24 protein-coding genes and 1 tRNA gene are annotated in these 26,636 nt (G+C 68.9%); 20 read left to right on the top strand and 5 right to left on the bottom strand.

The annotated features are described in order from the left end of the window. The first annotated feature begins 17 nt into the window (after window positions 1-17). The 4 genes from DXK32_RS14000 to DXK32_RS14015 are packed head-to-tail and all read left to right on the top strand — an operon-like array spanning window position 18 to window position 8,126. Window positions 18-3,890: a response regulator gene (locus tag DXK32_RS14000; RefSeq protein ID WP_114859067.1), complete on the top strand. Its 3,873-nt coding sequence runs from the start codon at window positions 18-20 to the stop codon at window positions 3,888-3,890. A gap of 54 nt (window positions 3,891-3,944) precedes the next feature. Beyond that, window positions 3,945-4,865, top strand: coding sequence for a diguanylate cyclase (locus DXK32_RS14005; RefSeq protein WP_114859068.1), 921 nt, complete (start codon window positions 3,945-3,947; stop codon window positions 4,863-4,865). Window positions 4,866-4,897: 32 nt separating this feature from the next. Beyond that, on the top strand, window positions 4,898-6,130 hold the full coding sequence (locus DXK32_RS14010) for a molybdopterin-binding protein (protein WP_114859069.1): 1,233 nt from the start codon (window positions 4,898-4,900) through the stop codon (window positions 6,128-6,130). A gap of 25 nt (window positions 6,131-6,155) precedes the next feature. Continuing rightward, window positions 6,156-8,126 carry a molybdopterin biosynthesis protein gene (locus tag DXK32_RS14015; protein WP_114859070.1) on the top strand — a complete coding sequence of 657 codons (1,971 nt, stop codon included), beginning with the start codon at window positions 6,156-6,158 and terminating at the stop codon, window positions 8,124-8,126. On the opposite strand, the gene DXK32_RS14020 is transcribed toward DXK32_RS14015, so the two are convergent. The 4 genes from DXK32_RS14020 to DXK32_RS14035 all read right to left on the bottom strand — a co-directional run bounded on the left by DXK32_RS14020 (window position 8,104) and on the right by DXK32_RS14035 (window position 10,157). Beyond that, window positions 8,104-9,006 (bottom strand): pirin family protein, encoded by a 903-nt coding sequence (locus DXK32_RS14020; RefSeq protein ID WP_014239231.1) that lies wholly within the window; start codon window positions 9,004-9,006, stop codon window positions 8,104-8,106. The genes DXK32_RS14015 and DXK32_RS14020 overlap by 23 nt on opposite strands. A gap of 88 nt (window positions 9,007-9,094) precedes the next feature. Next, window positions 9,095-9,373: a hypothetical protein gene (locus tag DXK32_RS14025; RefSeq protein WP_035671069.1), complete on the bottom strand. Its 279-nt coding sequence runs from the start codon at window positions 9,371-9,373 to the stop codon at window positions 9,095-9,097. 170 nt (window positions 9,374-9,543) lie between these two features. Next, a tRNA-Ala gene (locus tag DXK32_RS14030) sits at window positions 9,544-9,619 on the bottom strand. 142 nt (window positions 9,620-9,761) lie between these two features. Next, window positions 9,762-10,157: a TIGR02300 family protein gene (locus DXK32_RS14035; protein ID WP_114859071.1), complete on the bottom strand. Its 396-nt coding sequence runs from the start codon at window positions 10,155-10,157 to the stop codon at window positions 9,762-9,764. 215 nt (window positions 10,158-10,372) lie between these two features. Here DXK32_RS14035 and ggt point away from each other — a divergent pair, with 215 nt between their 5' ends. From ggt to rpsA, 6 genes are all read left to right on the top strand, one after another. Continuing rightward, window positions 10,373-12,163 carry a gamma-glutamyltransferase gene (ggt, locus tag DXK32_RS14040; protein WP_114859072.1) on the top strand — a complete coding sequence of 597 codons (1,791 nt, stop codon included), beginning with the start codon at window positions 10,373-10,375 and terminating at the stop codon, window positions 12,161-12,163. 87 nt (window positions 12,164-12,250) lie between these two features. Continuing rightward, window positions 12,251-13,582, top strand: coding sequence for a 3-phosphoshikimate 1-carboxyvinyltransferase (gene aroA / locus DXK32_RS14045; RefSeq protein ID WP_114859073.1), 1,332 nt, complete (start codon window positions 12,251-12,253; stop codon window positions 13,580-13,582). A gap of 480 nt (window positions 13,583-14,062) precedes the next feature. Further along, window positions 14,063-14,998: a hypothetical protein gene (locus DXK32_RS32150; RefSeq protein ID WP_162801178.1), complete on the top strand. Its 936-nt coding sequence runs from the start codon at window positions 14,063-14,065 to the stop codon at window positions 14,996-14,998. Window positions 14,999-15,041: 43 nt separating this feature from the next. After that, the gene (locus DXK32_RS32155; protein ID WP_162801179.1) at window positions 15,042-15,353 is read left to right on the top strand and encodes a hypothetical protein; all 312 of its coding nucleotides are present in this window, start codon (window positions 15,042-15,044) and stop codon (window positions 15,351-15,353) included. Window positions 15,354-15,395: 42 nt separating this feature from the next. Further along, window positions 15,396-16,064: a (d)CMP kinase gene (gene cmk / locus DXK32_RS14050; protein ID WP_114859074.1), complete on the top strand. Its 669-nt coding sequence runs from the start codon at window positions 15,396-15,398 to the stop codon at window positions 16,062-16,064. Between the two features lie 155 nt (window positions 16,065-16,219). Beyond that, window positions 16,220-17,926 (top strand): 30S ribosomal protein S1, encoded by a 1,707-nt coding sequence (gene rpsA / locus DXK32_RS14055; RefSeq protein WP_114859075.1) that lies wholly within the window; start codon window positions 16,220-16,222, stop codon window positions 17,924-17,926. A 129-nt stretch (window positions 17,927-18,055) separates the two neighbouring features. Here rpsA and DXK32_RS14060 read toward each other — a convergent pair whose 3' ends face one another. Then, window positions 18,056-18,862 carry a DUF2189 domain-containing protein gene (locus DXK32_RS14060; RefSeq protein ID WP_114859076.1) on the bottom strand — a complete coding sequence of 269 codons (807 nt, stop codon included), beginning with the start codon at window positions 18,860-18,862 and terminating at the stop codon, window positions 18,056-18,058. Window positions 18,863-19,136: 274 nt separating this feature from the next. Between DXK32_RS14060 and ihfB the strand changes: the two genes are divergently transcribed. From ihfB to upp, 10 genes are all read left to right on the top strand, one after another. Then, complete coding sequence (gene ihfB / locus DXK32_RS14065; protein WP_014239239.1) at window positions 19,137-19,421, top strand: integration host factor subunit beta; 285 nt, start codon at window positions 19,137-19,139, stop codon at window positions 19,419-19,421. An 89-nt stretch (window positions 19,422-19,510) separates the two neighbouring features. After that, a complete protein-coding gene (locus DXK32_RS14070; protein ID WP_114859077.1) occupies window positions 19,511-19,900 on the top strand; it encodes a lipopolysaccharide assembly protein LapA domain-containing protein in 390 nt (129 codons plus the stop codon). An 87-nt stretch (window positions 19,901-19,987) separates the two neighbouring features. Beyond that, entirely contained in the window at window positions 19,988-20,944 is a 957-nt protein-coding gene (locus DXK32_RS14075; RefSeq protein WP_114859078.1) for an ornithine cyclodeaminase family protein, read from the top strand. A 14-nt stretch (window positions 20,945-20,958) separates the two neighbouring features. Next, window positions 20,959-22,071, top strand: coding sequence for an NAD(P)/FAD-dependent oxidoreductase (locus tag DXK32_RS14080; RefSeq protein ID WP_114859079.1), 1,113 nt, complete (start codon window positions 20,959-20,961; stop codon window positions 22,069-22,071). A gap of 100 nt (window positions 22,072-22,171) precedes the next feature. After that, window positions 22,172-22,315 carry a hypothetical protein gene (locus DXK32_RS32160; RefSeq protein ID WP_162801180.1) on the top strand — a complete coding sequence of 48 codons (144 nt, stop codon included), beginning with the start codon at window positions 22,172-22,174 and terminating at the stop codon, window positions 22,313-22,315. 42 nt (window positions 22,316-22,357) lie between these two features. Then, complete coding sequence (locus DXK32_RS14085; RefSeq protein ID WP_114859080.1) at window positions 22,358-23,020, top strand: hypothetical protein; 663 nt, start codon at window positions 22,358-22,360, stop codon at window positions 23,018-23,020. 105 nt (window positions 23,021-23,125) lie between these two features. Then, window positions 23,126-23,848, top strand: coding sequence for an orotidine-5'-phosphate decarboxylase (gene pyrF / locus DXK32_RS14090; protein ID WP_114859081.1), 723 nt, complete (start codon window positions 23,126-23,128; stop codon window positions 23,846-23,848). A gap of 12 nt (window positions 23,849-23,860) precedes the next feature. After that, the gene (locus tag DXK32_RS14095; protein ID WP_114859082.1) at window positions 23,861-24,517 is read left to right on the top strand and encodes a phosphoribosylanthranilate isomerase; all 657 of its coding nucleotides are present in this window, start codon (window positions 23,861-23,863) and stop codon (window positions 24,515-24,517) included. Between the two features lie 184 nt (window positions 24,518-24,701). Beyond that, on the top strand, window positions 24,702-25,616 hold the full coding sequence (locus DXK32_RS14100; RefSeq protein WP_114859083.1) for a diguanylate cyclase: 915 nt from the start codon (window positions 24,702-24,704) through the stop codon (window positions 25,614-25,616). A 108-nt stretch (window positions 25,617-25,724) separates the two neighbouring features. Beyond that, entirely contained in the window at window positions 25,725-26,375 is a 651-nt protein-coding gene (upp, locus tag DXK32_RS14105) for a uracil phosphoribosyltransferase (RefSeq protein WP_014239248.1), read from the top strand. Window positions 26,376-26,636: the final 261 nt, after the last annotated feature.

Here is a 26,636-nt window from a genome sequence, read left to right on the forward strand (position 1 = left end):
TTGTGCGGACACCGGTGATGGACGAAGCTTTCCTGACGACGGAGGGGCCCGCCGCGGCCACCCGCACGCGGCTGCGGACCTTGCTGACGACCATCGTCGGGGTGATCACCCTGTTCGGAGTCGGCCTGTGGGGGGTGGCCACCTGGGCCGACCGCGACGAGGCGGTGAGCCATGCCCGCGACCGGACGCTGAGCGCCGCCCGCCTGCTGCACGAGCATGTGCGCCGCACCGTCGCCACCAGCGACCTCGTTTTGCAGCGCGTGGACGACCGGCTGCGCGTGCGGGAGATGGATTCGGTCGCGCGCGACCTGCCGCTGTGGCAGGAACTGCGCGCCATGGCCGATGCCATACCGGAGATCAGCGCCATCTGGATTCACGACGCCGCCGGAAGCGGGCTGCTGACCACCCGTCAGTTCCCGGCGCCGCCGATGAACAACACCGACCGCGCCTTCTTCCAGGCCCACCGGAACGGCGAGGCGTTCCACATCGGCGGGATGATCCGGGGCCGCCTGTCGGGCAAGCCGACCTTCACCATCAGCCGTCGCATCGGGACCGTGGAGAATTTCCAGGGCGTCGCCAACATCGCCGTGGACCTGGATTATTTCCGGTTCTTCTTCGAGGGGCTGAACATCGGCCGCGGGGGAGCGGTCGCCGTCTACCGCGAGGACGGGACCCTGCTGTTCAGCCTGTCCGGCCAGGACAGCGGCGCACCGCCGTCCGCGGCATCATCGGACCTGCCGCTGGTCGCCCCGCCGATGGACGAGGCGCCGCGGTCCACCGGCGGCACGATCTTCAGCCGGTCCCCGGTGGACGGGTCGGAGCGGATCGTCGCCAATCTGCGGGTCCAGGACCTGCCGCTGATCGTTCAGGTCGGCATGTCGCAGGACGAGGCGCTGACCCCCTGGCGCGAGCGCACGATCCACGGCGGCCTGCTGGTTCTGCTGGCGGTGGCCGCCTGCGCCGCGCTGGCGATGGCGGCGGCGCGCAGCCTGTCGCGCGAGGAGGTGGGACGCCGCCGGCTGGCCGAGACGAACGCCGACCTGGACGCCACCGCCCGCAGCCTGGAACAGGCCAACCGCGCCTTCGCCGGGGCCAACCGGCGGCTGAACCTGATCCTGCAATCCGCGTCGGAAGGCATCTGCGGCGTCGACCGGGACGAGCGGATCACCTTCGCCAACCCCGCCGCCTGCGCGCTGACCGGCTACAGCAACGAGGAGATGCTGGGCCGCAGCCTGCATGTGCTGCTGCACCACACCCGCGCCGACGGCACGCCGGCGCCGACCATCGACTGCCCGGTCTTCGAGGTTCTGCGCACCGGCGAGGCGCGGGGCGGCTCGGAGGACATCTACTGGCGCAAGGACGGCACCAGCTTCCCCGTGGAGTTCGCGGCGTCGCCCATGCTGGAGGACGGGCGGGTCGAGGGCGCCGTCGTCGTCTTCCACGAGATCGCCGAGCGCAAGCGGGCCGAGGTCGCGCTGCGCCAGGCCAAATCCGTGGCCGAGGCGGCCAGCCGCGCCAAGAGCGAATTCCTGGCCAACATGAGCCATGAGATCCGCACGCCGATGAACGCCATCCTGGGTCTGGTCCATCTGATCCAGCAGACCGACCTGTCGTCGCGGCAGCGCGATTACGCTCAGAAGATCCGCGTCTCGGCGCAGTCGCTGCTCGGCATCCTGAACGACATCCTGGACTTCTCCAAGGTCGAGGCCGGCAAGCTGGAGCTGGAGCGGGTGGAGTTCCGCCTGGACGACCTGCTGCAGAACCTGGCGGTGATCATCGGCGCGGCGGCCCAGGACAAGGACATCGAGGTCCTGTTCTCGGTCGGGCCGGAGGTTCCGCTCGACCTCGTCGGCGATCCGCTGCGTTTGCAGCAGGTGCTCATCAACCTCGCCGGCAACGCCATCAAGTTCACCGAAGCGGGGGAGGTGGTGGTGTCGGTCCGCGCCGTCGAGGTGACGGAGGATCGGACGGTCCTGGCCTTCTCGATCCGCGACACCGGCATCGGCATCGACGCCGATCAGAAGGAGCGGCTGTTCCAGGCCTTCAGCCAGGCCGACAGCTCCACCACTCGGCGCTACGGCGGCACCGGCCTGGGGTTGGCCATCTGCACGCGTCTGGTCGCCCTGATGGGCGGCGTGATGGACGTGTCGAGCGAGCCGGGCCAGGGCAGCGATTTTCATTTCACCGCCGTGTTCGGCAACGCCGCCTTCGGGCTGGCCGGCATGGCGGGCGCCGGGCGGGCGGGGGAGCGTCCGCTGCGCTCCCGCGTGGTGCCGCGCGGCCTGTCCGTGCTGGTGGTGGACGACAACCTCACCGCGCGCGAGGTGCTGGGCGAGCTGGTCACGTCCTTCGGCTGGCGGACGTCGCTCTGCGCGTCGGGAGCCGAGGCGATCGCGGAGCTGGAGCGCGCGACCGCCGAGGGGACGCCCTACGACATCGTGCTGATGGATTGGAAGATGCCGGGGATGGACGGGCTGGAGACCTCCCGCCGCATCCGCGACGACGGGCTGGTCAAGGCCCCGGTCATCATCGTGGTTTCCGCCTTCGGGCGGGAGCGGATGGGCGCCGGAGCGGGCGGCGAGGGGCTGGAGGGGCTGGCCCTCGGCGGTGCGCTGGTCAAGCCGGTCACCGCCTCCTCGCTGCTCGACGCGGTGATCGACGCCTATGGGCGCGGCGCCGGGGGCGACGCGGCGGAGGCGACGCCGCTGCACGCCTGCGCGGCGCATCCCGCCGGCTTCCTCCGGCCGCAGCCGCTGCGCCCCCTGTTCGGGCACCGCCTGCTGCTGGTGGAGGACAACAGCATCAGCCAGGAGGTGGCCCGCGAGATCCTGGAGCGCGCCGGCGCCCGCGTCACCCTGGCCGGCAACGGCTACGAGGCCGTCGCCTGCGTCGAGGAGGCTGACCCGCCCTTCGACCTTGTGCTGATGGATGTGCAGATGCCGGAGATGGACGGATTCGAGGCGACGCGCCGGCTGCGCGCCCGGCCCGCCGGGCAGGGGTTGCCGATCATCGCCATGACCGCCAGCGCCCTGCCGTCCGACCGCCAGCGTTGCCTGGACGGCGGCATGGACGACCACATCGCCAAGCCGATCGACGTGGAGCAGCTGTTCTCCGTGGTGACGCGCTGGCTCGGCCAGCCGGCGGGGGGGGCGGCAGCCGGTGGTATAGTGGCCGGCGGTTTGGCGGCGGGCGTGCCGCTGCTGCCCAAGCCCATGCCGTCCGCGGCCCGTGCGGCGCTTCCCGCCGAGTTGCCGGGCATCGACGTGAAGGACGCGCTGCACCGGCTCGACGGCGATGTGGGGCTGTTCCGCAAGTTCGTCACCGATTTCGCCCGGACCTATGACGGCGTGGCGGACGGCATCGCCGTCGCCCTGGCCTCGGGGGATCTGCCGCGGGCCAAGGCGCTGGGGCACGAGCTGAAGAGCCTCGCGGGCAACATCGGCGCCCGCACGCTGTCCGCCGCCGCGGACGCCGTGCAGGTCGCCGCCTTCCGCGGCGACGGCGCGGCGGCGGCGGCGCAGCTGCCGGTCCTCCGCGCGGAGCTGGAGGCGGTGCTGGACTCCGCCGCCCGGCTGGCCGTTGCGCCGGGGCGCGCCCATGGCGGGGTTTCCGGTGGCGGGTCCGGTGATGCCGGCGGTGGTGGTGGGGAACCGGCGATGGACATCCAGACGCTGGAACCCATGCTGGACCGTTTCCTGCGGCTGCTGCGCGACAGCAACTTCGCCGCCGCGGAGGAGTTCGCCGTTCTGGCGCCGCCATTGGCCGACTGGATCGATCCGGTGTCGATGAAGGCGCTGTCGTCGGCGGTCGATGGCCTCGACTTTACAAAGGCTCAAGGAATCTTGCGCAGGATCATGCTGGACCTCGGCCTGTCCCTGCCGGCCGACTGACCCGCTTCGCTCCCGCACACCGCCTTCCGGGAACCCGTCCTCCAGGAACCGATCATGACCGATGCGCGCCCCAAGATCCTGGTCGTCGACGACATCCCGTCGAACGTGCATGTGCTGAGCCGCATCCTGAAGGATGACAACGACATCTATTTCGCCACCGACGGGTCGAAGGCCCTGGAGCTGGCGCAGTCGCGGCTGCCCGACCTCGTTCTGCTGGACATCATGATGCCGGGCATGGACGGCTACGAGGTCTGTTCCCGGCTCAAGGCCGATCCGATCACCCGCGACATCCCGGTCATCTTCATCTCGGCCAAGAGCGAGGTGGAGGACGAGACCTATGGGCTCGAGGTCGGCGCCATCGACTTCATCTCCAAGCCGATCAGCCCGCCCATCGTCAAGGCCCGCGTGCGCAACCATCTGCTGCTGAAGCGGCAGACCGATCTGCTGCGCACCCTGTCCTTCAACGACGGTCTGACCGGCATCGCCAACCGCCGCCGCTTCGACGAGGTGCTGCTGCGCGAATGGCGGCGCTGCGGGCGGGCGCAGCTTCCGCTGTCGCTGATCATGCTCGATGTCGACCAGTTCAAACCCTACAACGACCATTACGGCCATCAGGCGGGCGACGAATGCCTGCGCGCCGTGGCCCAGCTCCTGGCCGAACAGATGATGAGGCCGGGCGACCTGATCGCCCGCTACGGCGGCGAGGAGTTCGTCTGCCTGCTTCCCGAAACCGACGAGGAGGGGGCGGTCCAGGTGGCCGAGCGCCTGCGCCAGACGGTGACCGGGCAGCGCCTGCCCCACGCGGCGTCCCATGTCGCCGACCACATCACCATCAGCCTGGGCGTGGGCACCGCCCGTCCGCTGCTGGACGACACCCCCGACCGGCTGACCCAGCTCGCCGACGGCCTGCTCTACGAGGCCAAGCGCGCTGGCCGCAACCGTGTGTGCAGCGGCGGTGTGGAGGTTGCGGTATAAGGGGCCGACCTGAAGGCATCACGGGTGCAGCCATGAGTTCGGCCAGAGCCGGCGACGACCGCGCGATTGGAGACCGGCGCCCTTTTGCAGCGACTCCGCCCGATGTGCGCGGGCGCGGCTTCTCCAGCCGCGCCTCCCTGCCGGTCATGGAAGGCTGGATCGACGCCGCCGTCACGCCTTTGCCGCCGCGCGCCGTGGCGCTCGCCGACCTCGCCGCGGCCCTGGCGGAGGGCGTGGTTCTCGCCGCGCCGCTGACCGCGCCGGGAGACTGGCCGCCCGCCGACCGGGCCGCCCGCGACGGGGTGGCGGTGGCCTCCAGCGACACGCTGGGCGCCGGTTCCTACAACCCGGTTCCGCTGCCGGGCGCCGTGACGGTCGCGGCGGGGGAGCCGATGCCGCCGGGAACCGACGCCATCCTGCCCGTCGAATGCATCCAGACCGACGGCCCCTTCATCGAGGCGCTGAACAGCGCCGCCCCCGGTGACGGGGTGGAGCGGCGGGGGGAGGGCCTGCGCGCCGGGACCGTCCTGATGACGGCCGGGCACCGGCTGCGCCCGCAGGATCTCGGACTGCTCGCCGCGCTGGGGATCGGCACGGTGCGCGCTGGCGGCCGCCCACGGGTGCGGGTCGTTCTTGCGGGGGGGCCGCGCTCCGGTCCCGAGACGCTGGGCGCCATGCTGACCACGCTGGTGGCGCGGGACGGCGGCGTGGTTGAGCTGGTCGGGCCGCTGCCGGCGGACCGCGCCGCCCTGGCCGCCGCCTACGCGGCCCCCGGCGCAGACCTGCTGATCTCCGCCGGGCGCACCGGAGTGGGGGGGGACGACGTGGCCCCGCTGGCATTGGCCGACGCGGGGCAACTCGCCCGGCACGGCGTGGCCCTGCGCCCCGGCGATTCGGCGGCGCTCGGGATGGCCGGCGGCGTGCCCGCCGTGCTGCTGCCCGGCGAGCCGATGGCCTGCCTGACGGCCTATGAGCTGCTGGCCGGGCGGGCGGTGCGCCGCTTGGCCGGGCGGGACCCGGCGCTGCCGCACCCGGCGGTTCCGGCCGTGACGGTGCGCAAGCTGGTGTCGGAGATCGGCTGCACCGAACTGTACCGCGTGCGCCGGACGGCGGATGGGCTGGTCGAGCCGGTCGCCTCGCCGCAGCGGCCGGGGCTGGCCGGGGCGGTGCTGGCCGACGGCTTCGTGCTGATCCCGGCGGACAGCGAGGGCGTCCCCGCCGGGGCGACCGTGACCCTGCGCTGTTTTGACGGTACAAGTCTCTGAACAGAATCAAGCGAGGGGGGAGGGCGTGTCCAACCAGGACATCCGGCGTTTTGTCGCCCAGGCGGCCCGGCAGGAGCAGTTTCTCGAGGTGGTCGGCCGCGACGAGGCCGAGGCGCGCTTCCGCCGCCATCTCGACCTGACGCCCAAGGGGGCGGAGACGGTGCGGCTGGGCGCCGCGCTGGGCCGCGTGCTGGCCGCCGACGTGGTGGCGGAGGTCGACGTCCCCGGCTTCGACCGTTCCTCGGTGGACGGCTTCGCGGTGCGCGCCGCCGACACCCAGGGGGCGGGCGAGGACACGCCGGTCGTGCTGCGCCTGAACGACGAGGTGCTGTCGGCCGGGCGCGTCCCGGCGCTGACCGTCGCCCCCGGAACGGCGACGGTGCTCGCCACCGGCGGCATGCTGCCGCGCGGCGCCGACGCCGTGGTGATGGTGGAGCACACCGAGTCGCACGAGGACGGCGACGCCCTCCTGGTGGCGATCCGCAAGCCGGTGGTGCCCGGCGCCTTCATCGCCGCCGCCGGGTCGGACATCGGGCGCGGCGAGACGGTGATGCGCCGCGGGCAGGTGCTGACCTCCCGCGAGATCGGCGTGCTGGCGGCCATCGGGCGGGCCGAGGTGTCGGTGGTCCGCCGCCCCCGCGTGGCGATCCTCTCCACCGGCGACGAGATCGTCGCGCCCGGCGCGCCGATCCGCCCCGGCGCCGTCTATGACTCGAACGCCGCCGTCCTCGCCGCCGCGGTGGAGGAGCTGGGCGGGGAGGCGGTCCGGCTGGGCATCGCCCGCGACGACGAGGCGGAACTGGCCCCGCTGGTCGAGCAGGGTCTGGCCTGCGACGCGCTTCTGCTGTCGGGCGGCACGTCGAAGGGGGCGGGCGATCTGTCCCACCGCATCATCAGCCGCCTGACCGATCCGGGGATCGTTGCGCACGGCGTCGCGCTGAAGCCCGGCAAGCCTCTGTGCCTGGCCGTAACGAAAGGCAAGCCGGTGGTGGTCCTGCCCGGCTTCCCGACCTCCGCCATGTTCACCTTCCACGAGTTCGTCGCCCCGGTGCTGCGCGCGCTGGCCGGTCTGCCGCCCGCGGCGACGGAGAGCGTGGGCGCGACGGTGCCGATGAGGTTGGGATCGGAACGGGGCCGGACCGAATATGTGATGGTCTCGCTGGTGCGCGGGACGGACGGCGGGCTGGCGGCCTATCCGCTGTCCAAGGGCTCCGGCGCGGTGACCGCCTTCAGCGCCGCGGACGGCTTCATCGCCGTCGACCCGCAGGCCGAGGCGGTGGAGGCCGGCACCCCGGTCTCGGTCCAGCGCATCGGGCGCGACACCCGTCCCGCCGACCTGATCGTGATCGGCAGCCATTGCGTCGGGCTGGACGCCATCACCGGCCAACTGGTCGGGGAAGGGCTGACGGTCAAGGCGCTGAACGTCGGCTCGATGGGCGGCCTCGCCGCCGCCCGGCGCGGCGAGTGCGACGTGGCGGCCATCCACCTGATGGACCCGAAGAGCGGGGAGTACAACCGCCCCTTCCTGACCCCGGCGCTCGGCCTCGTGACCGGCTACCGCCGCCTTCAGGGCATCGTCTTCCGCAAGGGCGATGTTCGTTTCGAAGGCAGAACGGCCGAGGAGGCCGGTTTGGCGGCGGCGCGGGACCCTGACTGCATCCTGGTCAACCGCAACGCCGGCAGCGGCACGCGCATCCTGACCGACCGGCTGCTCGGGGCGGCGCGCCCCACCGGCTACTGGTCGCAGGCCAAGTCGCACAACGCCGTGGCGGTGGCGGTGGCCCAGGGCCGCGCCGACTGGGGCGTCGCCATCGAGAGCGTCGCCACCCTCTACGGGCTGGGCTTCCTGCCCCTGCAGGCGGAGCATTACGACTTCGTGATCCCCAACGACCGCCGGGACCGGCCGGCGGTCCAGCGCTTCCTGGCGGCGCTGGCCGATCCGGCGGTGCGGGAGAAGCTGACGGCGCTCGGCTTCACCGTTCCGGAAGCGGAATGAACTCCGTCTCGCCGGGAACGGCGTCGAACCGGCCAGCCTTCCATTCGGCCTTGGCCTGTTCGATGCGGTCCTGGCGGCTGGAGACGAAGTTCCACCAGATGTGACGCGGGCCGTCCATCACGGCGCCGCCCAGCAGGATCAGGCGGGCGGCGGTTTCGGCCTCCACCGTCACCGCGTCGCCGGGGCGCAGCACCAGCAGCCGCCCGGACTCGAAGCGGTCGCCGTGGATGGTGACGGTGCCGTCGGCGATGTAGAGCGCCCGCTCCTCCGTCTCGCGGTCGATGGGCAGGCGGGCGCCGGCGTCCAGCGACGCATCGACGTACAGCGTGTCCCACAGCGTGTTCATGGGCGAACGTACACCGTACGCCTCGCCCGCGACGACGCGCAGCCGCTTGCCCTCGCCCTCGACCACCGGCAGCTCGTCGGCGCCGAGATGGACGAAGGCGGGGTCGGTCTCCTCATGGGTCTTCGGCAGGGCGACCCAGGACTGGATGCCCGACAGCAGCCGGTCGCGGCCGCGCTCGTCGGTGGCGGAGCGTTCGGAATGGGCGATGCCGCGCCCGGCGGTCATCCAGTTCACCGCCCCCGGACGGATCGGCAGGACGGTGCCCAGGCTGTCGCGGTGCAGGATCTCGCCGTCGAACAGGTAGGTGACGGTGGCCAGCCCGATGTGCGGGTGGGGGCGCACGTCGATGCCCGCCCCGGCCTTGAGGATCGCCGGTCCCATCTGGTCGAGGAAGACGAAGGGCCCGACCATCCGCTTGCGGACGGAGGGCAGGGCGCGCCGCACCTCGAACCCGCCGATGTCGCTGGTGCGCGGAACGACCACCGTTTCCAGCCAGCCGTCCGGAGACTCGGTCGATGTTGGCGCCGTCGTCATGCTGTCCTCCCGTTCGCGAAACCTGTGCCCAATGGTGGGTGCCACCAACAGGTGGGGACCGGCGCCGCGAATGGGAGGGGGAAAGCGTTCAGTGCTTGGGGGTGCCGCAGCCGCCGCTTCCGCAGCCGCAGCCGCCGGCCGGGGCGGTGACGTGGATGGCCCCGCGCGCCGTGGCCAGCAGCACGTCCAGCGGGATGCCGGTGGCCTTGGCGAGATCGTTCAGGCTGGCGCTGTCGGGCACGCCGACTCCGGGGTTGAAGACCGGGTGGATCTGCGCCAGCCGGCCCACGGCGTCCGGATCGACGGCGTTCAGCGCGCCCAGGGTGGTCTCGCCGGTCAGGGTGTTGGCGATCAGGATGTCGGCCATGGCGTGTCCGAAGCGGGAGGAAAGGGGAATCGGCGGAAGCCGACGGTGCCGCCCGACCAAAGAGCGTTCCTTGACGCCTGTCAAGACGATGACGGCGGCCGGGCTGGCAAGACGCGGAGGGCTGAAACGCCGAAGGGCCCGCGCGGTGATGCGCGGGCCCTTCGGGTGTTTGGTGGAGCCAAGGAGGATCGAACTCCTGACCTCTACAATGCCATTGTAGCGCTCTCCCAGCTGAGCTATGGCCCCGAAACTCTGGGTGGCGAGCCTTGCGGCCTGCCTCGGTGGAGCGGGATATTGGTCAGGACGGGGGGGCGATGCAAGAGAAAAATTCGCCCCTACCCACCTTTTTTCCACCCCACCGCACCCCTCTTTCCTAGGGGAGCGCGGATCAGCGCTCCTCCTCGTCCTCGCCTTCGACGTCGACGACCTCGTCCATGTCGTCCTCGCCCAGTTCCGAGGTGTCCTCGATCAGGACATCGTCCTCGTCCTCGGGCGTCTCGTCGGTTTCCTCGATGTCGTCGACGGACACATCGTCCTCGACCTCGTCGAGTTCCGTCGACTCCTCGTCCTCGGTCTCGGTCTCGGCGTCCTCGTCCGAGGAGACCACCGGGGCCTTCTTGACATCGTCAACCGGCGCCGGGCGCGCCTTGCGGGACTTCAGCAACGCCTCGGGATCGAACTGCGCTCCGCAGCTCGGGCACACCGGCGGGTCCTTGCGCAGATCGTAATAGCGCGCGCCACAGCTCGGGCAGATGCGCTTGACGCCCCATTCGGGTTTGGCCACGCCTCGTCCTCCGTCACGTTCCTAGGGAATGCCCAATTCGGGAATTGCATGAATTACAAGCCGCGCCCTTTGCCACGCCAGCGGGCGCTTGTCAAAAAAAAGTTCGCGGAATGCCGCCGGCAAACTGGCGGGGCCGGCGACCGGTGCCAAACTTCACCCTGCGGTGGTCCTCCGGGCCGCCGGCCAGGATACCATGAGAATGGGGGAGGAACCCGATGCCGAACCTGCTGTCCCGCCGCTGGCGGGCGCTGCTGTCCGCCGGCCTGCTGGCGGCGCTGCCGCTGGAGGCCGCAGCCCAGACGCCGTCATCCGCGGCGCCGACCACGACTCCTTCCGCGGCGGGTGACGTGGCGCCGGAGCGCGCGACCGGACGGGGCAGCCGCAGCCTCGACACCGCCACGCGCCACATGGTGGCCGCCGCGAATCCGCTGGCGGCGGAGGCCGGGCGGGAGATCCTGCGGGCGGGCGGCAGCGCGGTGGACGCGGCGATCGCCGTGCAGCTCGTCCTCAATCTGGTGGAACCGCAAAGCTCCGGAGTCGGGGGCGGCGCCTTCCTGGTCCATTACGATGCCGCAACGAAGGCGGTGACCTCCCTCGACGGGCGCGAGACCGCGCCGGCCGCGGCGACTCCGGAGCGTTTCCTGGGGGCGGACGGCAAGCCGATGCCCTTCTACGACGCGGTGGTCGGCGGGCGGTCCGTCGGGGTGCCGGGCACGGTGATGCTGCTGGAGCACGCCCACCGCGCGCATGGCAAACTGCCCTGGCCCCGCCTGTTCGAGCGCGCCATCGCGCTGGCCGAGGACGGCTTCACGGTCAGCCCGCGGCTGAACGGCCAGCTGGCCATGGAAAAGCACCTGCCGGGCAGCCCCACGGCGCGCGCCTATTTCTACCAGCCGGACGGCACGCCCTGGCCGGTCGGCCATGTGCTGAGGAATCCGGAGTTCGCGGCGACGCTGCGGGCCATCGCCGAGAAGGGCTCCGCCGCCTTCTACGAGGGTCCGATCGCCGCCGATATCGTCAAGGCGGTGACCGGCCACCCCACCAACCCCGGCGACATGACCGAGGCCGACCTGAAGGCCTACCGGGTGAAGGAGCGGGAACCGGTCTGCGGGTCCTACCGTGTCTACACCCTGTGCGGCATGGGGCCGCCCAGCTCCGGCGGGGTCGCGGTGCTGCAGATGCTGGCCGTCCTGGAAGGGCGCGACATGGCCGCCACCCGCAACGATCCGGCGCTGGCCGCCCATTGGCTGTCGGAGGCCGGGCGACTCGCCTTCGCCGACCGCGGCCTCTATCTGGCCGACCCGGACTTCGTGACGGTGCCGGTGAAGGGGCTGCTCGACCGCGGCTATCTGGCGGGCCGCGCCGCGCTGGTCGGCGAGCGGTCGATGGGCAAGGCCCAGCCGGGCGAGCCGCCCTTCCGGGAAGGCCGCGCCTGGGGCTTCGCCGAGGCCGAGGAGCATGGCACCAGCCACATCTCCGTGGTCGACGGGGCGGGCAACGCCGTCGCCATGACCACCACCATCGAGGACGGCTTCGGCTCCCGCCTGATGGTGCGCGGCTTCCTGCTGAACAACGAGCTGACCGACTTCGCCTTCACCCCGACGGAGGACGGCAAGCCGGTCGCCAACCGGGTGGAGCCGGGCAAGCGCCCGCGCAGCTCGATGGCGCCGACGCTGGTCTTCCGCGACGGCGCCCTGGTGGCCTCGGTGGGGTCGCCGGGCGGCAGCAACATCATCAATTACGTGGGCAAGACGCTGGTCGCGCTGCTCGATTGGAACCTCGACCCGCAGGCCGCGGTGGACGCCCCCAACTTTGGCAGCCGCAACGGCCCGACCGAGCTGGAGCAGGGCACCGAGGCGGAGGGCTGGATCGCGGCGCTGGAGGCTCGGGGCCACACGGTCAAGGCGATGGAACTGACCTCCGGCACCCAGGCGATCGTGGTGACCGGCCAGGGGCTGTCCGGCGGTGCGGACACCCGGCGCGAGGGGGTGGCGGTCGGCGACTGATCGCGGGAACCGCGCATCGCTCGCATCGTCCTGCCCGCTGTGCTAGGTACTCCGCCCTGGTCACATTCTTGTCTGGGGAGCCCTCCCATGCTGCAGGCGAAGCCGCTTCGCTCATCCTCCACCGGCGCGCTGGCCGGCACCATCCGCGTGCCGGGCGACAAGTCGATTTCGCACCGGTCGCTGATGCTGGGCGCCGTTGCGGTGGGCGAGACCGTCATCCACGGCCTGCTGGAAGGGGAGGACGTGCTGAACACCGCCGCCGCCATGCGTCTGCTCGGCGCCCAGGCGGAGCGCGGCGGGGACGGCGTGTGGCGCGTGCGCGGCGTCGGTCTGGGCGGCCTGGCGGAGCCGGCGCAGGTGCTCGACATGGGCAACAGCGGCACGGCGGCGCGCCTGCTGATGGGTCTCGTCGCGTCGCACCCGATCACCTGCGTCTTCACCGGCGACGCCTCGCTGAACAAGCGCCCGATGGCCCGCGTGACCGGCCCACTGGAGCAGATGGGCGCGCGCTTCGTCGGACGGTCCGGCGGGCGGCTGCCGCTGGCCGTGGTCGGCAGCGACCGCACCGTTCCGATCACCTACCGCCTGCCGGTGGCCTCCGCCCAGGTGAAGTCGGCGATCATCCTCTGCGGCCTGAACACCGCCGGCACCACCACCGTGATCGAGGCGGAGCCGACCCGCGACCACACCGAGCTGATGCTGCGCCATTTCGGCGCCACCGTGACGACCGAGCGGATGGAGGACGGTGCGCTCGCCGTGTCCGTCGTCGGCCAGCCGGAGCTGACCGGACGCGAGATCGTCGTGCCCGCCGACCCCAGCTCCGCCGCCTTCCCGGCGGTCGCGGCGCTGCTGCGCCCCGGCTCGGAGCTGCTGCTGCCGGGCGTCGGCATGAACCCGCGCCGCACCGGCCTCTACGACACGCTGGTCGAGATGGGCGCGAACATCGCCTTCGAGAACCGCCGCGACGAGGCGGGCGAGCCGGTGGCCGACCTGCGGGTCAAGCACGGTCCCCTCAAGGGCATCGTTGTCCCGGCGGACCGCGCCCCCAGCATGATCGACGAGTACCCGATCCTCGCCGCCGCCGCCGCCTGCGCGGAAGGCACCACCGTCATGCTCGGCCTGAAGGAGCTGCGCGTGAAGGAGAGCGACCGCCTCGCCATGGTCGCCGACGGGCTGACCAAGTGCGGCGTGAAGGTCGAGGTCGGGGCCGACGACAGCCTGACCGTCTACGGCACCGGCACGCCGCCGCAGGGCGGCGCCACCGTCGCCACCGCCATGGACCACCGCATCGCCATGAGCTTCCTGGTGCTGGGCATGGCCACGGCCGAGCCGGTGCAGGTGGACGACGGCGCCTTCATCGACACCAGCTTCCCCGGCTTCGTCGCCCTGATGAACGGAGTCGGCGCGAAAATCTCATAGGCTACGGAATTGCATAAGAGAAAATGCTGTGCTTACTTGTCTATCCAATAAGTCTCGATTGGATGATATCGCAGCATACTATAGTGTGGTGAGGAAATGATGGGTGGACTGGCTGAATCGCAATTATTAGGTTATGCGAGATGCGGGACCGATCAAGAGGCCATCGACAGTAAGGCAATAAGAAAGCTCATTTCATGTCTTTGCAGTGAGTTTCCCGGGAAAATCGAAGCAAAAAAATACGCAATAGGGAATAACTATTATTGGGAGGTTCATTTAAATGGTCAGAATGATAGGAGGCCAAAGCAAATAATCGAAGGAACCATTCATGTTGCTGAGAAAAAAGGGTTTTTCCAAGAATGGATAACGGACCAGTTTCGTGATTGGTTCCCAGCGAAGAAATGCGCAATTACATTTGTCGATTGTTGCGCTCGTCGGTTGTAAATCCAATCTCTTCTGTCGAAGAACCCAGGGGGGCGTTTTATGAGTTTCTTATATTACGCAGAGTACAAAGAGTTTGATGATGTATTCCGCTTATCGGTTTCTGGATTTCCAGATTCCGTCGCGTATGGTGTCGTTGGAAAAGATGATCCGAGCCAATTAGCACAGGATCTGCTTTTGGTTGGTATTGAGTCTTGTATCAGGAATAGGGAAGCTATTCCGTGTCCATCTCACGAGCCTGATGGTGTTTATTATTCTGTTTGTCTTAAGAAAGAGAAGGTGATAGAGATAATTAACTCACTTATTCTGGATTTAAGAAATCCCAAGAATACTATTGTTGTAAATAAAGAAGAAATTGCTGAGGATCAGCAGAAAAACTTTTCTTTCTCAGTAGCAAAGATAAATATACAAGGTCTTACGAATATTGCCACCGAAAAGATGGCGGAGGATGATGCGAAAAAATTTGTTGTAAAGGGTTCAATGGTTAGCGATGAGTTTGTTAATAGCAATGAAGCAAAAAAAGACAGCATTGGTGGCTTTAAGGGTGTGATCGAGAAAATATACGAATTGGCGTTTAGGCAATACAGTATAAAGATAAAGCAGAAAATCATTGGAAGGTCGATGCATGCGCCTGTTCTGGGGGTGCTTGATAATTTAGAAGAGAAAGATAATCAAGCAAGCTTTGCTATGCTCTGTCGGGGTGTTCAGCCTGATCGTTCATGGTTGGTGGTGCCCACTTTCGGTTCGAGTGGTAAAGCAGGTGATGCTGTCTATCACGAACATGAAGGGAAAGCCACAGACATTGACATGGTTGTAATGGATAGAAACTTTAGAGAATTTCTGGCTTGGTCTTGTGAGGTGCAGCACAAGACCAAAAAACTCCATAAGTCTCCTCATTCGCTTGGAAAGCCTTTAGCGTCAAGTGATTGCAAGTCGCCGATGCAGTTGTACGAATCTCTGTCAACCAATGCTGGATAGATGGCTTTGCTGTAAGTTTTCCTAGCTGGGAGAGGAGAAAGAAATGTCTTCGAAGATTGGTGAGAGCAAGAGCATTGATAAGATTTATGAGCTTCTAGAGCTGTACCAGAGAGTTGATGTGTTTTCAGTTGGTAATGGGGTGAAATGGAAGCGGGGGCTCAGGAATAGAATTAAACCGGAGTACAATGAATTTGCTGTTGTTGCTGAGATAAGGTCGGAGCCTTTCTTTGATGAGCAAGAGGGGGCTGGCTCTATGTATTATAGGGAGCCGCTTGATCTCCGAATAGCAATTTCTGACGAGGATGGCGATCTGCAGTTCCTTTGGGTTGACTCGCGGCGCTTCGAAAAAATATGACTTTGAGCCGAAAGTTATCCAGGAAGCCTTTTTGTAGTGAGCATGCTTAAATCTCTCATCATCACCATCGACGGCCCCGCCGCCGCGGGCAAGGGCACGCTGTCCAAGCGGGTCGCCCGGGCCTACGGCTTCGCGCATCTCGACACCGGGGCGCTCTACCGCGCGGTCGGCGTCAGCGTCCTGCGCGCGGGCGGCGACCCGGCCGATGCGGAGGCCGCGGCCCGGGCCGCCCGCGCGCTGCGGCCGGACGACGGCATCCTGAACGACCCGGCCCTGCGCAACGACGAGGCGGCGCAGGCGGCCTCCAAGGTGGCCGCGGTGCCGGCGGTGCGGGCCGCCCTGCTCGATTTCCAGAGGACGTTCGCCGCGACCCCGCCCGGCGGCGCGCCGGGGGTGGTGCTGGATGGGCGGGATGTCGGAACGGTCGTATGCCCGAACGCCGATGCCAAGCTGTTCGTTACCGCTTCCGTTGAGGTGCGGGCCGAACGGCGACTCAAGGAGTTGCGGGAACGCGGGATTCCGGCTATACCGTCCGACGTCCTGGAGGACATGAAGGCCCGTGACGCGCGCGACAGCCAGAGGACGGTAGCACCGCTCCTGCCGGCTGCCGACGCTTTTGTGCTTGATACCTCCGCCCTCGACGCCGACCAGGCGTTCGCAGCGGCGACCGCCTTTATCGGAACGAAAACCGGTTTCGGCTCCAAGGTCTGAGCATCAGGGTCCGGGCGCTTCGGCCCTCCAACGGAACATATGTCAACCAAGTCGCCGGGCGTGGTGCCCGGCGCGGTGGTCCCATCGGGGGCCGGCCCGTTTTGCCGCGGGACGGACCATGGCGGGATCGCTTTCGGCCAACCTTAGGAGTTTCAATGGCACAAGCTATGGCCCGGACCGGCGAGAAGGAAAGCTTTGCGGCTCTGCTCGAGGAGTCGCTCGGCACGGCCGAGTCCCTCGAAGGCTCGGTCGTCAAGGGCCGCGTCGTCTCCGTCGAGAACGACATGGTCACCATCGACGTCGGCCTGAAGTCGGAAGGCCGCGTCGCGCTGAAGGAATTCGCCGTTGCCGGCCAGCCGCCCGAGATGAAGGCGGGCGACACGGTCGAGGTGTATCTGGAGCGCATGGAAGACAAGAACGGCGAAGCCGTTCTGTCGCGTGAGAAGGCCAAGCGCGAAGAGGCCTGGGCGCTGCTGGAGAAGTCCTTCCAGGACCAGACCCGCGTCACCGGCGTCATCTTCGGCCGCGTCAAGGGCGGCTTCACCGTCGACCTGTCGGGCGCTGTGGCGTTCCTGCCGGGTTCGCAGGTGGACATCCGTCCGGTCCGCGACATCTCCCCGCTGCTGGGCACCCCGCAGCCGTTCCAGATCCTGAAGATGGACCGCTCGCGCGGCAACATCGTCGTGTCGCGCCGCGCCGTGCTCGAAGAGAGCCGCGCCGAGGCCCGTTCGGAGCTGGTGGCCAACCTCAAGGAAGGCCAGGTTCTGCAGGGTGTGGTCAAGAACATCACCGACTACGGCGCGTTCGTGGATCTGGGTGGCGTCGACGGCCTGCTGCACGTCACCGACATCGCGTGGCGCCGCATCAACCACCCGTCCGAGGCCCTGCAGATCGGCCAGACCGTCACGGTCCAGGTCATCCGCTTCAACCCGGAGACCCAGCGCATCAGCCTCGGCATGAAGCAGCTGGAAGCCGATCCGTGGGAAGGCGTGGAAGCCAAGTACCCGGTCAGCTCGCGGTTCAAGGGTCGCGTCACCAACATCACCGACTACGGCGCCTTCGTGGAGCTGGAGCCGGGGATCGAGGGCCTGGTGCACGTCTCGGAGATGTCCTGGACGAAGAAGAACGTCCATCCGGGCAAGATCGTGTCGACGTCTCAGGAAGTCGAGGTCATGGTCCTGGACGTCGATCCGCAGAAGCGCCGCATCAGCCTGGGCCTCAAGCAGTGCCTGGACAACCCGTGGGAGACCTTCCTCGACAAGTTCGGCCCGGGCACGGAGCTGGAAGGCGAGGTCAAGAACATCACCGAGTTCGGTCTGTTCGTCGGTCTGCCGGGCGACATCGACGGCATGGTCCACATGTCCGACCTCGACTGGAACAAGTCGGGTGAGGAGGCCATCGCCGAGTACAAGAAGGGCGACCGCGTCAAGGTCAAGGTCCTGGACGTCGACGTCGAGAAGGAGCGCATCTCCCTCGGCATCAAGCAGCTCGCGAACGATCCGTTCGAGGCTGCCACGGCCGGCCTGAAGAAGAACGAGGTCGTCACCTGCACCGTCACCCAGGTCACCGACGGTGGCATCGAGGTCACGGTCGGCGAGGGCTACACCGGCTTCATCCGCAAGTCGGACCTGTCCCGCGACCGTTCGGAGCAGCGTCCGGACCGCTTCGCCGTCGGCGAGAAGGTCGACGCGAAGGTGACCCAGATCGACCGCGGCTCCCGCCGCATCTCGCTGTCCATCAAGGCCCGCGAGATGGAGGAGGAGAAGCAGGCGATGGCCGAGTACGGTTCGTCCGACTCGGGCGCCTCGCTGGGCGACATCCTGGGTGCGGCTCTGAAGCGCAAGCAGCAGAACGACGAGTAAGGCTCTTCCCATCTCCCTCCCCTGCGCAAGCGGGGGAGGGCCGGGGAGGGGGCCCGTCTCCCGTACCTATGCTAAAGAAAAAGCCGCCGCGGTCGCTCCGCGGCGGCCTTTTCCTTTTTCAGGCCGCCCTCACCCCTCCTCGTCCTCCTTGACGAGGTCGCGGTAGGCGTGCCAGCTCGCGTGGCCGACCAGGGGCAGGGCGACGATCAGGCCGAGGAAGCCGGTCAGCAGCCCGGCGCCGGTCACCAGAACGATCAGCCCGGCCCACAGCGCCAGAACGCGCGGGTTGCGCAGCACCGCCATCGCCGAGGCCAGCGCCGCGGCGAAGACATCCACCGGGCGATCCATCATCATCGGCAGGGCGGTGACGTTGGTGACGAAGGCGAAGGCCGCGAAGGCGAAGCCCAGCGCCGTGATGAAGACGGTGAAGACCAGACCGTCCAGGCTGAACATCTGCGCCACGAAATGGTCGAGCGCGATGGCCTCGTGCGGGAAGAACAGGGCGAAGGCCACCACATTCATCCGCGCCCAGATCATCACATAGAGCATCAGGATCAGGCCGGCGGTCAGGATGTGGTAGGGGTTGGCCCGCCACGCGGTCAGCGCCCGCCACAGGCTGGGCCGGCGCCCCTCCTCGACGTCCTTGGAAATCCGGTAGAGGCCGAGCGCCAGGAGCGGGGCGATCAGCAGAAAGGCGCCGATCATCGGCGCGATCAGATAGGCCATCCCGGCCAGCACCAACCCACCGGTCAGCGCGAACCCGATGGCGACGAACAGGGCGCCGTAGGCGAGGCTGACCCAGCCCGACGCCCGCAGGTCCACCCAGCCCGCCCGCAGCCAGCCCAGCGCCTGCGCGGTGGTGACGGTGCGGACGCGGTCGGCGTAGGGCAGGCCGGCCAGCGGGTCGGCGGGGCCGGTGTGGTGGGTGTGTGTCATGGCGAACCTCCAACCGAGTCCGGCATCCGAGTCCGGCGATGGGAACCGTGCCAACCAACTCATCGGAAATGGTGCGTTCAAAGGCAATCCGTAAGACGGATTAATCACATTTCGGGCCTTTTACCCGGCGACCGTCGGGCAAGCCGGAGCGTTGCCGGGAAAAGGGTTCCGCCAGAAAGGCTTAGCTTGACGGTCACCGGACCCGGTGGCACGCTTGCGCGCAGGTCAAGGAGCGCGGTCCAAGGGCGCTCGAACCGGGGGAAACGGAATCGCCATGACCAAATCAGAGCTGATCCAACGGCTCGCGGAGCGCAATCCGCATCTGTACCAGCGCGACATCGAAAAGATCGTCGGCACCATCTTCGACGAGATCTCCGAAGCGCTCGCCCGTGGGGACCGGGTGGAGCTGCGCGGGTTCGGCGCCTTCTCCGTCAAGCGCCGCGACGCCCGCACCGGCCGCAACCCGCGCACCGGCGAAGCCGTCGAGGTGGGCGAAAAGGCGATCCCCTTCTTCAAGACCGGAAAACAGTTGCGCGAGCGCTTGAACACCGACGAATGATGTCCGTTCATTGACAGCCCGTCGCTGACTCAATCGGCCCGGACCCGGCGCTGCCCCGGCCCCCGATCATGGATACGAGGACCACACCCGTGCGTTTCATCGCCCTCATCATCGCCGTTCCCATCGCGCTGGCCGCGGTGCTGTTCGCCATCTCCAACCGTGGCCTGGTCACGCTGTCGCTCTGGCCGCTGCCCTTCACGCTGGAGGTTCCGGTCTATCTCGCCACGCTGGTGGCGCTGGTGATCGGCTTCCTGGCCGGCGGCGTCGTCGCCTGGAACGCCCAGCGCCGCCACCGCCGCCGCGCCCGCCGCTCGACCGACCGCGTCTCCTACCTGGAGCGCGAGCTGAAGGAGACGCAGGCCCGCGCCGCCGCCGCGGAGAAGCGTCTGGCCGAGATGAACCGTCCGCTGTCCGGCACCGCCGGCCTGCCCGCGGTGACCGGGTCCGGCGCCGCCCTGCCGGCGACCACGGTCCACTGACCGCCCGCCGGTAACCCCTTCGGCCTCCCGTCCGGCCGGGGGGCGGGAGGGGGTTCCGCCTTGCCGGACCTGTGGAGGGAGCCGCCGATGCGCACCGTCACCGGAGCCGAGCTGAAATCCGTCCTGCACTTCCGCATGCTGATCGAGCGCATGCGGCAGACCTTCCGCGCCGGGGTCGAGGTGCCGATGCGGCACCATCACACGGTCGAGACCTACGGCCAGAGCGACGGCACGCTGCTGCTGATGCCGGCGTGGCAGGTCAACCAGTCCATCGGCATCAAGGTGGTCACCGTCTTCCCCGACAACGGGGCGAAGGACCTGCCGGCGGTGCAGGGCCTCTATCTGCTGATGGACGGCAAGACGGGGATGCCGCAGGCGGTTCTGGACGGCACCGCGCTCACCAAGCGGCGCACCGCGGCGGCCTCCGCGCTCGCCGCCTCCTACCTCGCGCGGCCCGACTCGGAACGGTTGCTGATGGTCGGCACCGGGGCGCTGGCGCCCGAACTGATCGAGGCCTTCGCCACCGTCCTGCCGATCAAGCATGTGCTGGTCTGGGGCCGCAGCCTGGAGAAGGCGAAGAAGGTGGCCGGCCGCTTCCACCGCCCGAAATTCCGCATCGAGGCCACGGCCGATCTGGAGGGGGCGGTGCGCGGCGCCCAGGTGATCTCCTGCGCCACGCTGGCGAAGGAGCCGCTGATCCGCGGCGAGTGGCTTCAGCCGGGCGCGCATCTCGACCTTGTCGGCGGCTTCACCCCGGAGATGCGCGAGGCCGACGACGACTGCATCCGCCGTTCCCGCGTCTTCGTGGACACCCGCGAGGGGGCATGCAAGGAAGCGGGGGACATCGTGCAGCCGATGAAGGCCGGCATCCTGACCGACGCGGACATCGCCGGCGACCTCTACGACCTGACCCGCGGCCAGCGCGCCGGGCGCCGCTTCTACGACCAGATCACCCTGTTCAAGTCGGTCGGCACCGCGCTGGAGGACCTCTGCGCCGCCCAGCTGGCGGTGGAGATGGTGATCCACAACGACACGATCCGCTGAGGCGTTTTTCCATCATGACTCTCCGCATCACCGTCGTCGGCGCCGGCATCATGGGGCTGTGCACCGCCTGGGCGCTGGCCCGCGCCGGGCATGAGGTCGCGGTCTTCGACCAGGGGCAGGTGCCCAACCCCTTCGGCAGCTCCGTCGACCAGCACCGGCTGTTCCGCCACGCCTACGGCGCCAGCGCCGGCTACGCCCGCATGGCCGACACCGCCTTCCAGGCGTGGGAGCGGCTGTGGACCGACCTGGGCGAGCGGCTGCTGGTCCCCAGCGGCACGCTCTGCACCGCCTCGGCGGAGGACGGGCGGCGCTGGCTGGCCGACAGCGTCGCGGTGCTGGAATCGCTGGGCCACCCCTTCCGCCGCCTGACCCCGGCGCAGATCGCCGCGGAGTTCCCGCTGGTCGACGCCAACGCCGTGGCGGAGGGGCTGCATCTGGAGTCGGGCGGCGTGCTGCTCGCCGGGCGCATCGTGGAGCTGCTCAGCCACCATCTGAACGCGCTGGGGGTGACGGTCCACGCGCGTGCCCCCGTGACGGCCATCGACGCCGAGCGCGCCACCGTGACGCTCGCCGACCGCCGGACCATCGGCGCCGACGCGCTGGTGGTCGCCGCCGGGGCCTGGGTGACCAAGCTGCTGCCGGAGACGGCGGCGCGCCTGACCCCGTCACGGCAGGTCGTGGCCTACCTGATGCCGCCGGAGGGGCTGCGCGGTGTGTGGGCCAAGGCGCCGATGCTGATCGACGCCGACGGGGAGAGCGGGGTCTACGTCGTGCCCCCGGTGGCCGGCACGACGATGAAGGCGGGCGATCACCGCTTCTCGCGCGTCGGCGACCCGGACACCGAGCGCGATCCCGATCCGGACGAGGCGCGCGACGTGCTGGACCGCGCCCGCCGGGTGCTGGCGGACGGCCACCGCTACAGCCTCGCCAACGCGGCGACCTGCTTCTACACGGTGACCGACGACGAGCGCTTCGTGGTCGAGCCGCTGTCCGCCCGCTGCTGGCTGATGAGCGCCTGCTCCGGCCACGGCTTCAAGTTCGCCCCGGCGCTGGGCGAGGCGCTGGCGGGCGCCATCGGCGATCCGGCGCGGGCGTCCGCACTGCCTGATTGGGCCGCCGGGCGCTGAGCGCCCTCCCGGAACCGGCGGAACGGTGCGGCTCCACCCCTGTTGAAAGGGCAATCAGCCTGCGTTGGCTGAAGCCTTACCGACAGGGAGTGACGCATCCATGGCCGACGAACCTCGCAAAGTGGGTGTCTATGACACGGACGGCAACCGGACGGCCACGGGCGGTGCGGCCGGCTCCATGAACTGGTGGGTCATCGCGCTGGTCGTGCTGGTGATCCTCGCCCTCCTCTATTTCTTCCTCTGAGTCCGGACCGCGTCCGGATCGGACCAGCACAGGAGCGGGTTCATGAACAAGAAGACCATTGTCGCGCTGTACGACGATCTGTCCGGCGCCGAACGCGCGCTGAGCGAACTCGAAGCCGCCAATCTGCGGCAGGACTTCACCATGATGGGCGCCGACAGCGCGAAGCTGGGCTCCTCGTCCAGTCTGGCCACCGAGAACCGGCTGGAAAGCTGGCGCCACGCCGCCGACTTCGGGGAGGACCCGAATTTCGACGCCCGCGACCGCCGCGTCTCCATGCTGACCGGCATCGGCGTGACGCGGGAGGATGCCGACGTCTTCGCCGAGGGCGTGCGCCGCGGCGGCGTTCTGCTGGTCGGCCGGGTCGAGGAGGCGATGTGCGATTCCGCGCTGGCCGTCATGCAGCGCCACGGCTCGGTGAACATCCCCGGCCGGGCGCAGGGTTACCGCGAGGCCGGCTGGAGCGGCTATGACGCCGCCACCGCCGACTACGACAGCGCCCAGGTCGCCGAGGAGCGCCGCCGCGCCGCCGCCGCCTCGCTGCGCGACGTCAATACACAGGGCGTCAATACACAGGGCGTCAACACGCAAGGCGCCAACCCGGCGGCGGGCGCTCCGGCCGCCACGCCGACCGCGACTCCGATGGGCACCCCGACCGCGACTTCGGCGACTCCGCCGACCGGCCGCGTCGACGTGAACCGCGAGTGACGGTTGCGAATGGCTCTCCGGTCCCCGGAAGTCTGGTGATTGCCGCCGGCCCTTGTTAGGCTGCGCGCTATCACCATCGTCCAGGGTCCGGAGAGCCGTTTTTCCATGAGTACGCCCAGCACGCCCAGCATCGCGCCCGCCTCGCGCATCTTCTGCGCCGTCGACACGACCGACCTCGACACCGCCCGCGACCTCGGCCGGCGGATCACTGGGGTGGTCGGCGGGATCAAGCTGGGGCTGGAGTTCTTCATCGCCCATGGCCCGGCGGGCATCCGCGCGGTGATCGGCGAGGATGGCCCGCCGCTGTTCCTCGACCTCAAGCTGCACGACATCCCCAACACGGTGGCGGGCGGCATCCGGGCCGCGCTGCCGCTGAAGCCTGCCTTCCTGACCATCCACAGCTCCGGCGGCCCGGCGATGATGCGCGCGGCGGCGGAGGCCGCGGCGGGCGCGGGCGCGGACCGTCCGAAGATCCTCGCCGTCACCGTGCTGACCAGCCTGGACGCCGCCGATCTCCAGGCCGTCGGGCAGAGCGTCCCGGTGGCCGATCAGGTGAAGCGGCTGGCGCTGCTCGCCAAGGAGTCGGGGGTGGACGGTGTCGTCTGCTCCCCCGCCGAGGTGGCGCTGATCCGCGCGGCCTGCGGGCCGGACTTCATTCTGATGGTGCCGGGCATCCGCCCCGCCTGGGCCGCCGCCAACGACCAGAAGCGCGTCATGACCCCCGCCGAGGCGCTGGCCGCCGGGGCGGACCATCTGGTCATCGGCCGTCCGATCACCGGCGACGCCGATCCGGAAGCCGCCGCCCGACGCATCGTTTCGGAACTGTAAGGACCTGCTGCCATGCCCGTCCCCAAGCCTGTGAGCGTGAAGATCTGCGGCCTCACCGAGCCCTTGTCGCTGCACGCCGCGGTCGCCGGCGGGGCGCGCTACGTCGGCTTTGTCTTCTACCCGCCGAGCCCGCGCTCCATCGCGCCCTCCATGGCGGCGGAGCTGGCGCGGCTGGTCCCCACGGGCGTGCGCACGGTCGGGCTGTTCGTCGATCCGGAGAACGACTTCCTGGAGCATGTGGTCAGCCAGGTCCCCTTCGACCTGATCCAGCTCCACGGCAAGGAGACGCCGCGCCGGATCGCCGAGGTGAAGGCGGCCTTCAACATTCCGGTGATGAAGGCGATCAAGGTCGGCGGGCCGGAGGATCTGGCCGTCGCGCTGGAGGCCGCCGAGATCGCCGACCGGCTGCTGTTCGACGCCAAGCCGCCGGCCAAGGTGTCGGCCCTGCCGGGCGGCAACGGCATCGCCTTCGACTGGACGCTGCTCGCCGGGCGGAGCTGGCCGAAGCCCTGGATGCTGTCCGGCGGGCTGAAGCCGGAGAACGCGGCGGAGGCCGTGCGGACCACCGGCGCCACGGCGCTCGACGTGTCGTCGGGCGTGGAGGACCGCCCCGGCCACAAGGACCCGGAACTGATCCGCCGCTTCCTCGACAGCGTTGCCGGTCTGTGACGCCGCGTCGCAGATGGGTGTTTGAATAAAATTTGATGGTTCCGCAGGGCTTTCCCTTTCGGCGGACGGGCACAACTTAATCGCACGACCGGGTTGCGGACGGGCGTTATGACTTCGTGCGATACTGTTGGCATCCGCCGGCCGCGACCGATGGATGTGTCCGAAGGGAAGCCGTGCAAGCCCGATGACCAACTCGTCCGACACACGCTCGCCATCCGACAGCCTCGGTCTCGTCCTCGACGAGCATTTGCGATGGATCGGGCAATGGCATCGCGCGGTCTTCTTCCGTGGCGGGCAGGGGGGCGAGCGGGTGTCGGCCCCGGCCTCCTTCGCGGCGTGGTGCGTGGCGGTCAACGCCGACGATCTGGCCCACCAGCCCGCCGTGGAGAAGCTGGTCACCCTGCATGAACAGATGCACCGCAAGGCCAAGCTGCTTCTGCTGAAGGCGGCCGGCGGCGAGAGCCCCAGCGAGGCCGATTACGAGGGGGTGATCGCCCGCTTCGAGGAGTTCGTCCTGCATCTGCGCCGGGTCGAGCGCGCCTTCGGGGCGGCGGCGAGCGGGCTGGACCCGCTGACCGGCCTGCGCACCCGCCGCGGCATGCAGGAGGCGCTGGAGCGCGAACACAACCGCTTCCGCCGCAACGGCCCGGCCTTCTGCGTCGCCATCTGCGACATCGACCGCTTCAAGGGCATCAACGACACCTACGGCCACGACGTCGGCGACCGTGTCCTGGCCGCCACCGCCGCCGCCATCAGCCGGGGCATCCGCAGCTTCGACGAGGCCTTCCGCATGGGCGGCGAGGAGTTCCTGATCTGCCTGAAGGAAACCGGCCTCGCCGAGGGCTTCCGGGTCATCGAGCGGCTGCGCGGCGAACTGGCGCGCACGCCGGTGGCGCTGCCCGACGGGCGGCGGATCGCGGTCACCGCCTCCTTCGGGCTGGTCGAGGCCGGGGAGGATCTGCCGGTGGAGGAGATGGTGGTCTGTGCCGACCGCGCCCTCTATCAGGCGAAGAACAGCGGCCGCAACCGCGTGGTCCGCTATGGGGTCGACCAGCCGGAGGGCGTGGCGGGGCGGTCGGCGCTTCCCAACCGCCGCTGATTTTCGTCTCGCGAGCGGCGCATCCGGCGGGATCGCTCAAGGGCGGCTTGGCCGAAGCGGGTCCGCCGGGTTAGGATCGGGGTCCAGACAGGCCGCGGCACGAGATCCATGCGCACCCACACCGAATTTCCCAATCTGTTCATCCTCGACCACCCGCTGATCCAGCACAAGCTGACGCTGATGCGGGCCAAGGAACGCTCCACCGGCGGCTTCCGCACCCTGCTGCGCGAGATTTCGCTGCTGATGGGCTATGAGATCACCCGCGACCTGCCCCTGACGACCGAGCGGATCGACACGCCGCTCCAGCCCATGGACGCGCCGGTCATCGCCGGCAAGAAGCTGGCCATCGTGCCGGTGCTGCGCGCCGGCCTCGGCATGGCGCAGGGCCTGCACGAGCTGGTGCCGTCGGCGCGCGAGGGGCACATCGGCCTCTACCGCGACCACGACACCAAGATGCCGCACGAGTATCTGGTGAAGCTGCCGGAGGCGGAGGGCCGCCTGTTCATCGTCGTTGACCCGATGCTGGCGACCGGCAACTCCGCCGTTCACGCCTGCGACGTGCTGAACCGCCACGGCGTGGACGACGAGAACATCCGCTTCATGGCGCTGGTCGCGGCGCCCGAGGGCATGCGCGTCTTTGCCGCCGCCCACCCGCGGGTGAAGGTCTTCACCGCCTCGCTCGACAGCCATCTCGACGAGAACGCCTACATCGTCCCCGGCCTGGGCGACGCGGGTGACCGCATGTTCGGCACCAAGTAAGCACAAACGGCGGCCGCATCCCTGTCATACCCTCACGGGAAAGGGATGCGGCCAAGGGTAATCGCATTTGGCCTTCGTAGCCCTCTCCCCTCTGGGGAGAGGGTGGCCCGTAGGGCCTCTCGCGCTGGCCAAAGGCCAGCGCTGACGGCGGTAGGCGGATGCCATGGGCATCCGCTGAGAGCCGGTGAGGGGGCCGCGCGTGGCGATACGTCCGGCAAAAGCGCAACCCCCTCACCCTAACCCTCTCCCCAGAGGGGAGAG

Source organism: Azospirillum brasilense (assembly GCF_003349955.1).
Classification (GTDB): domain Bacteria; phylum Pseudomonadota; class Alphaproteobacteria; order Azospirillales; family Azospirillaceae; genus Azospirillum; species Azospirillum brasilense_B.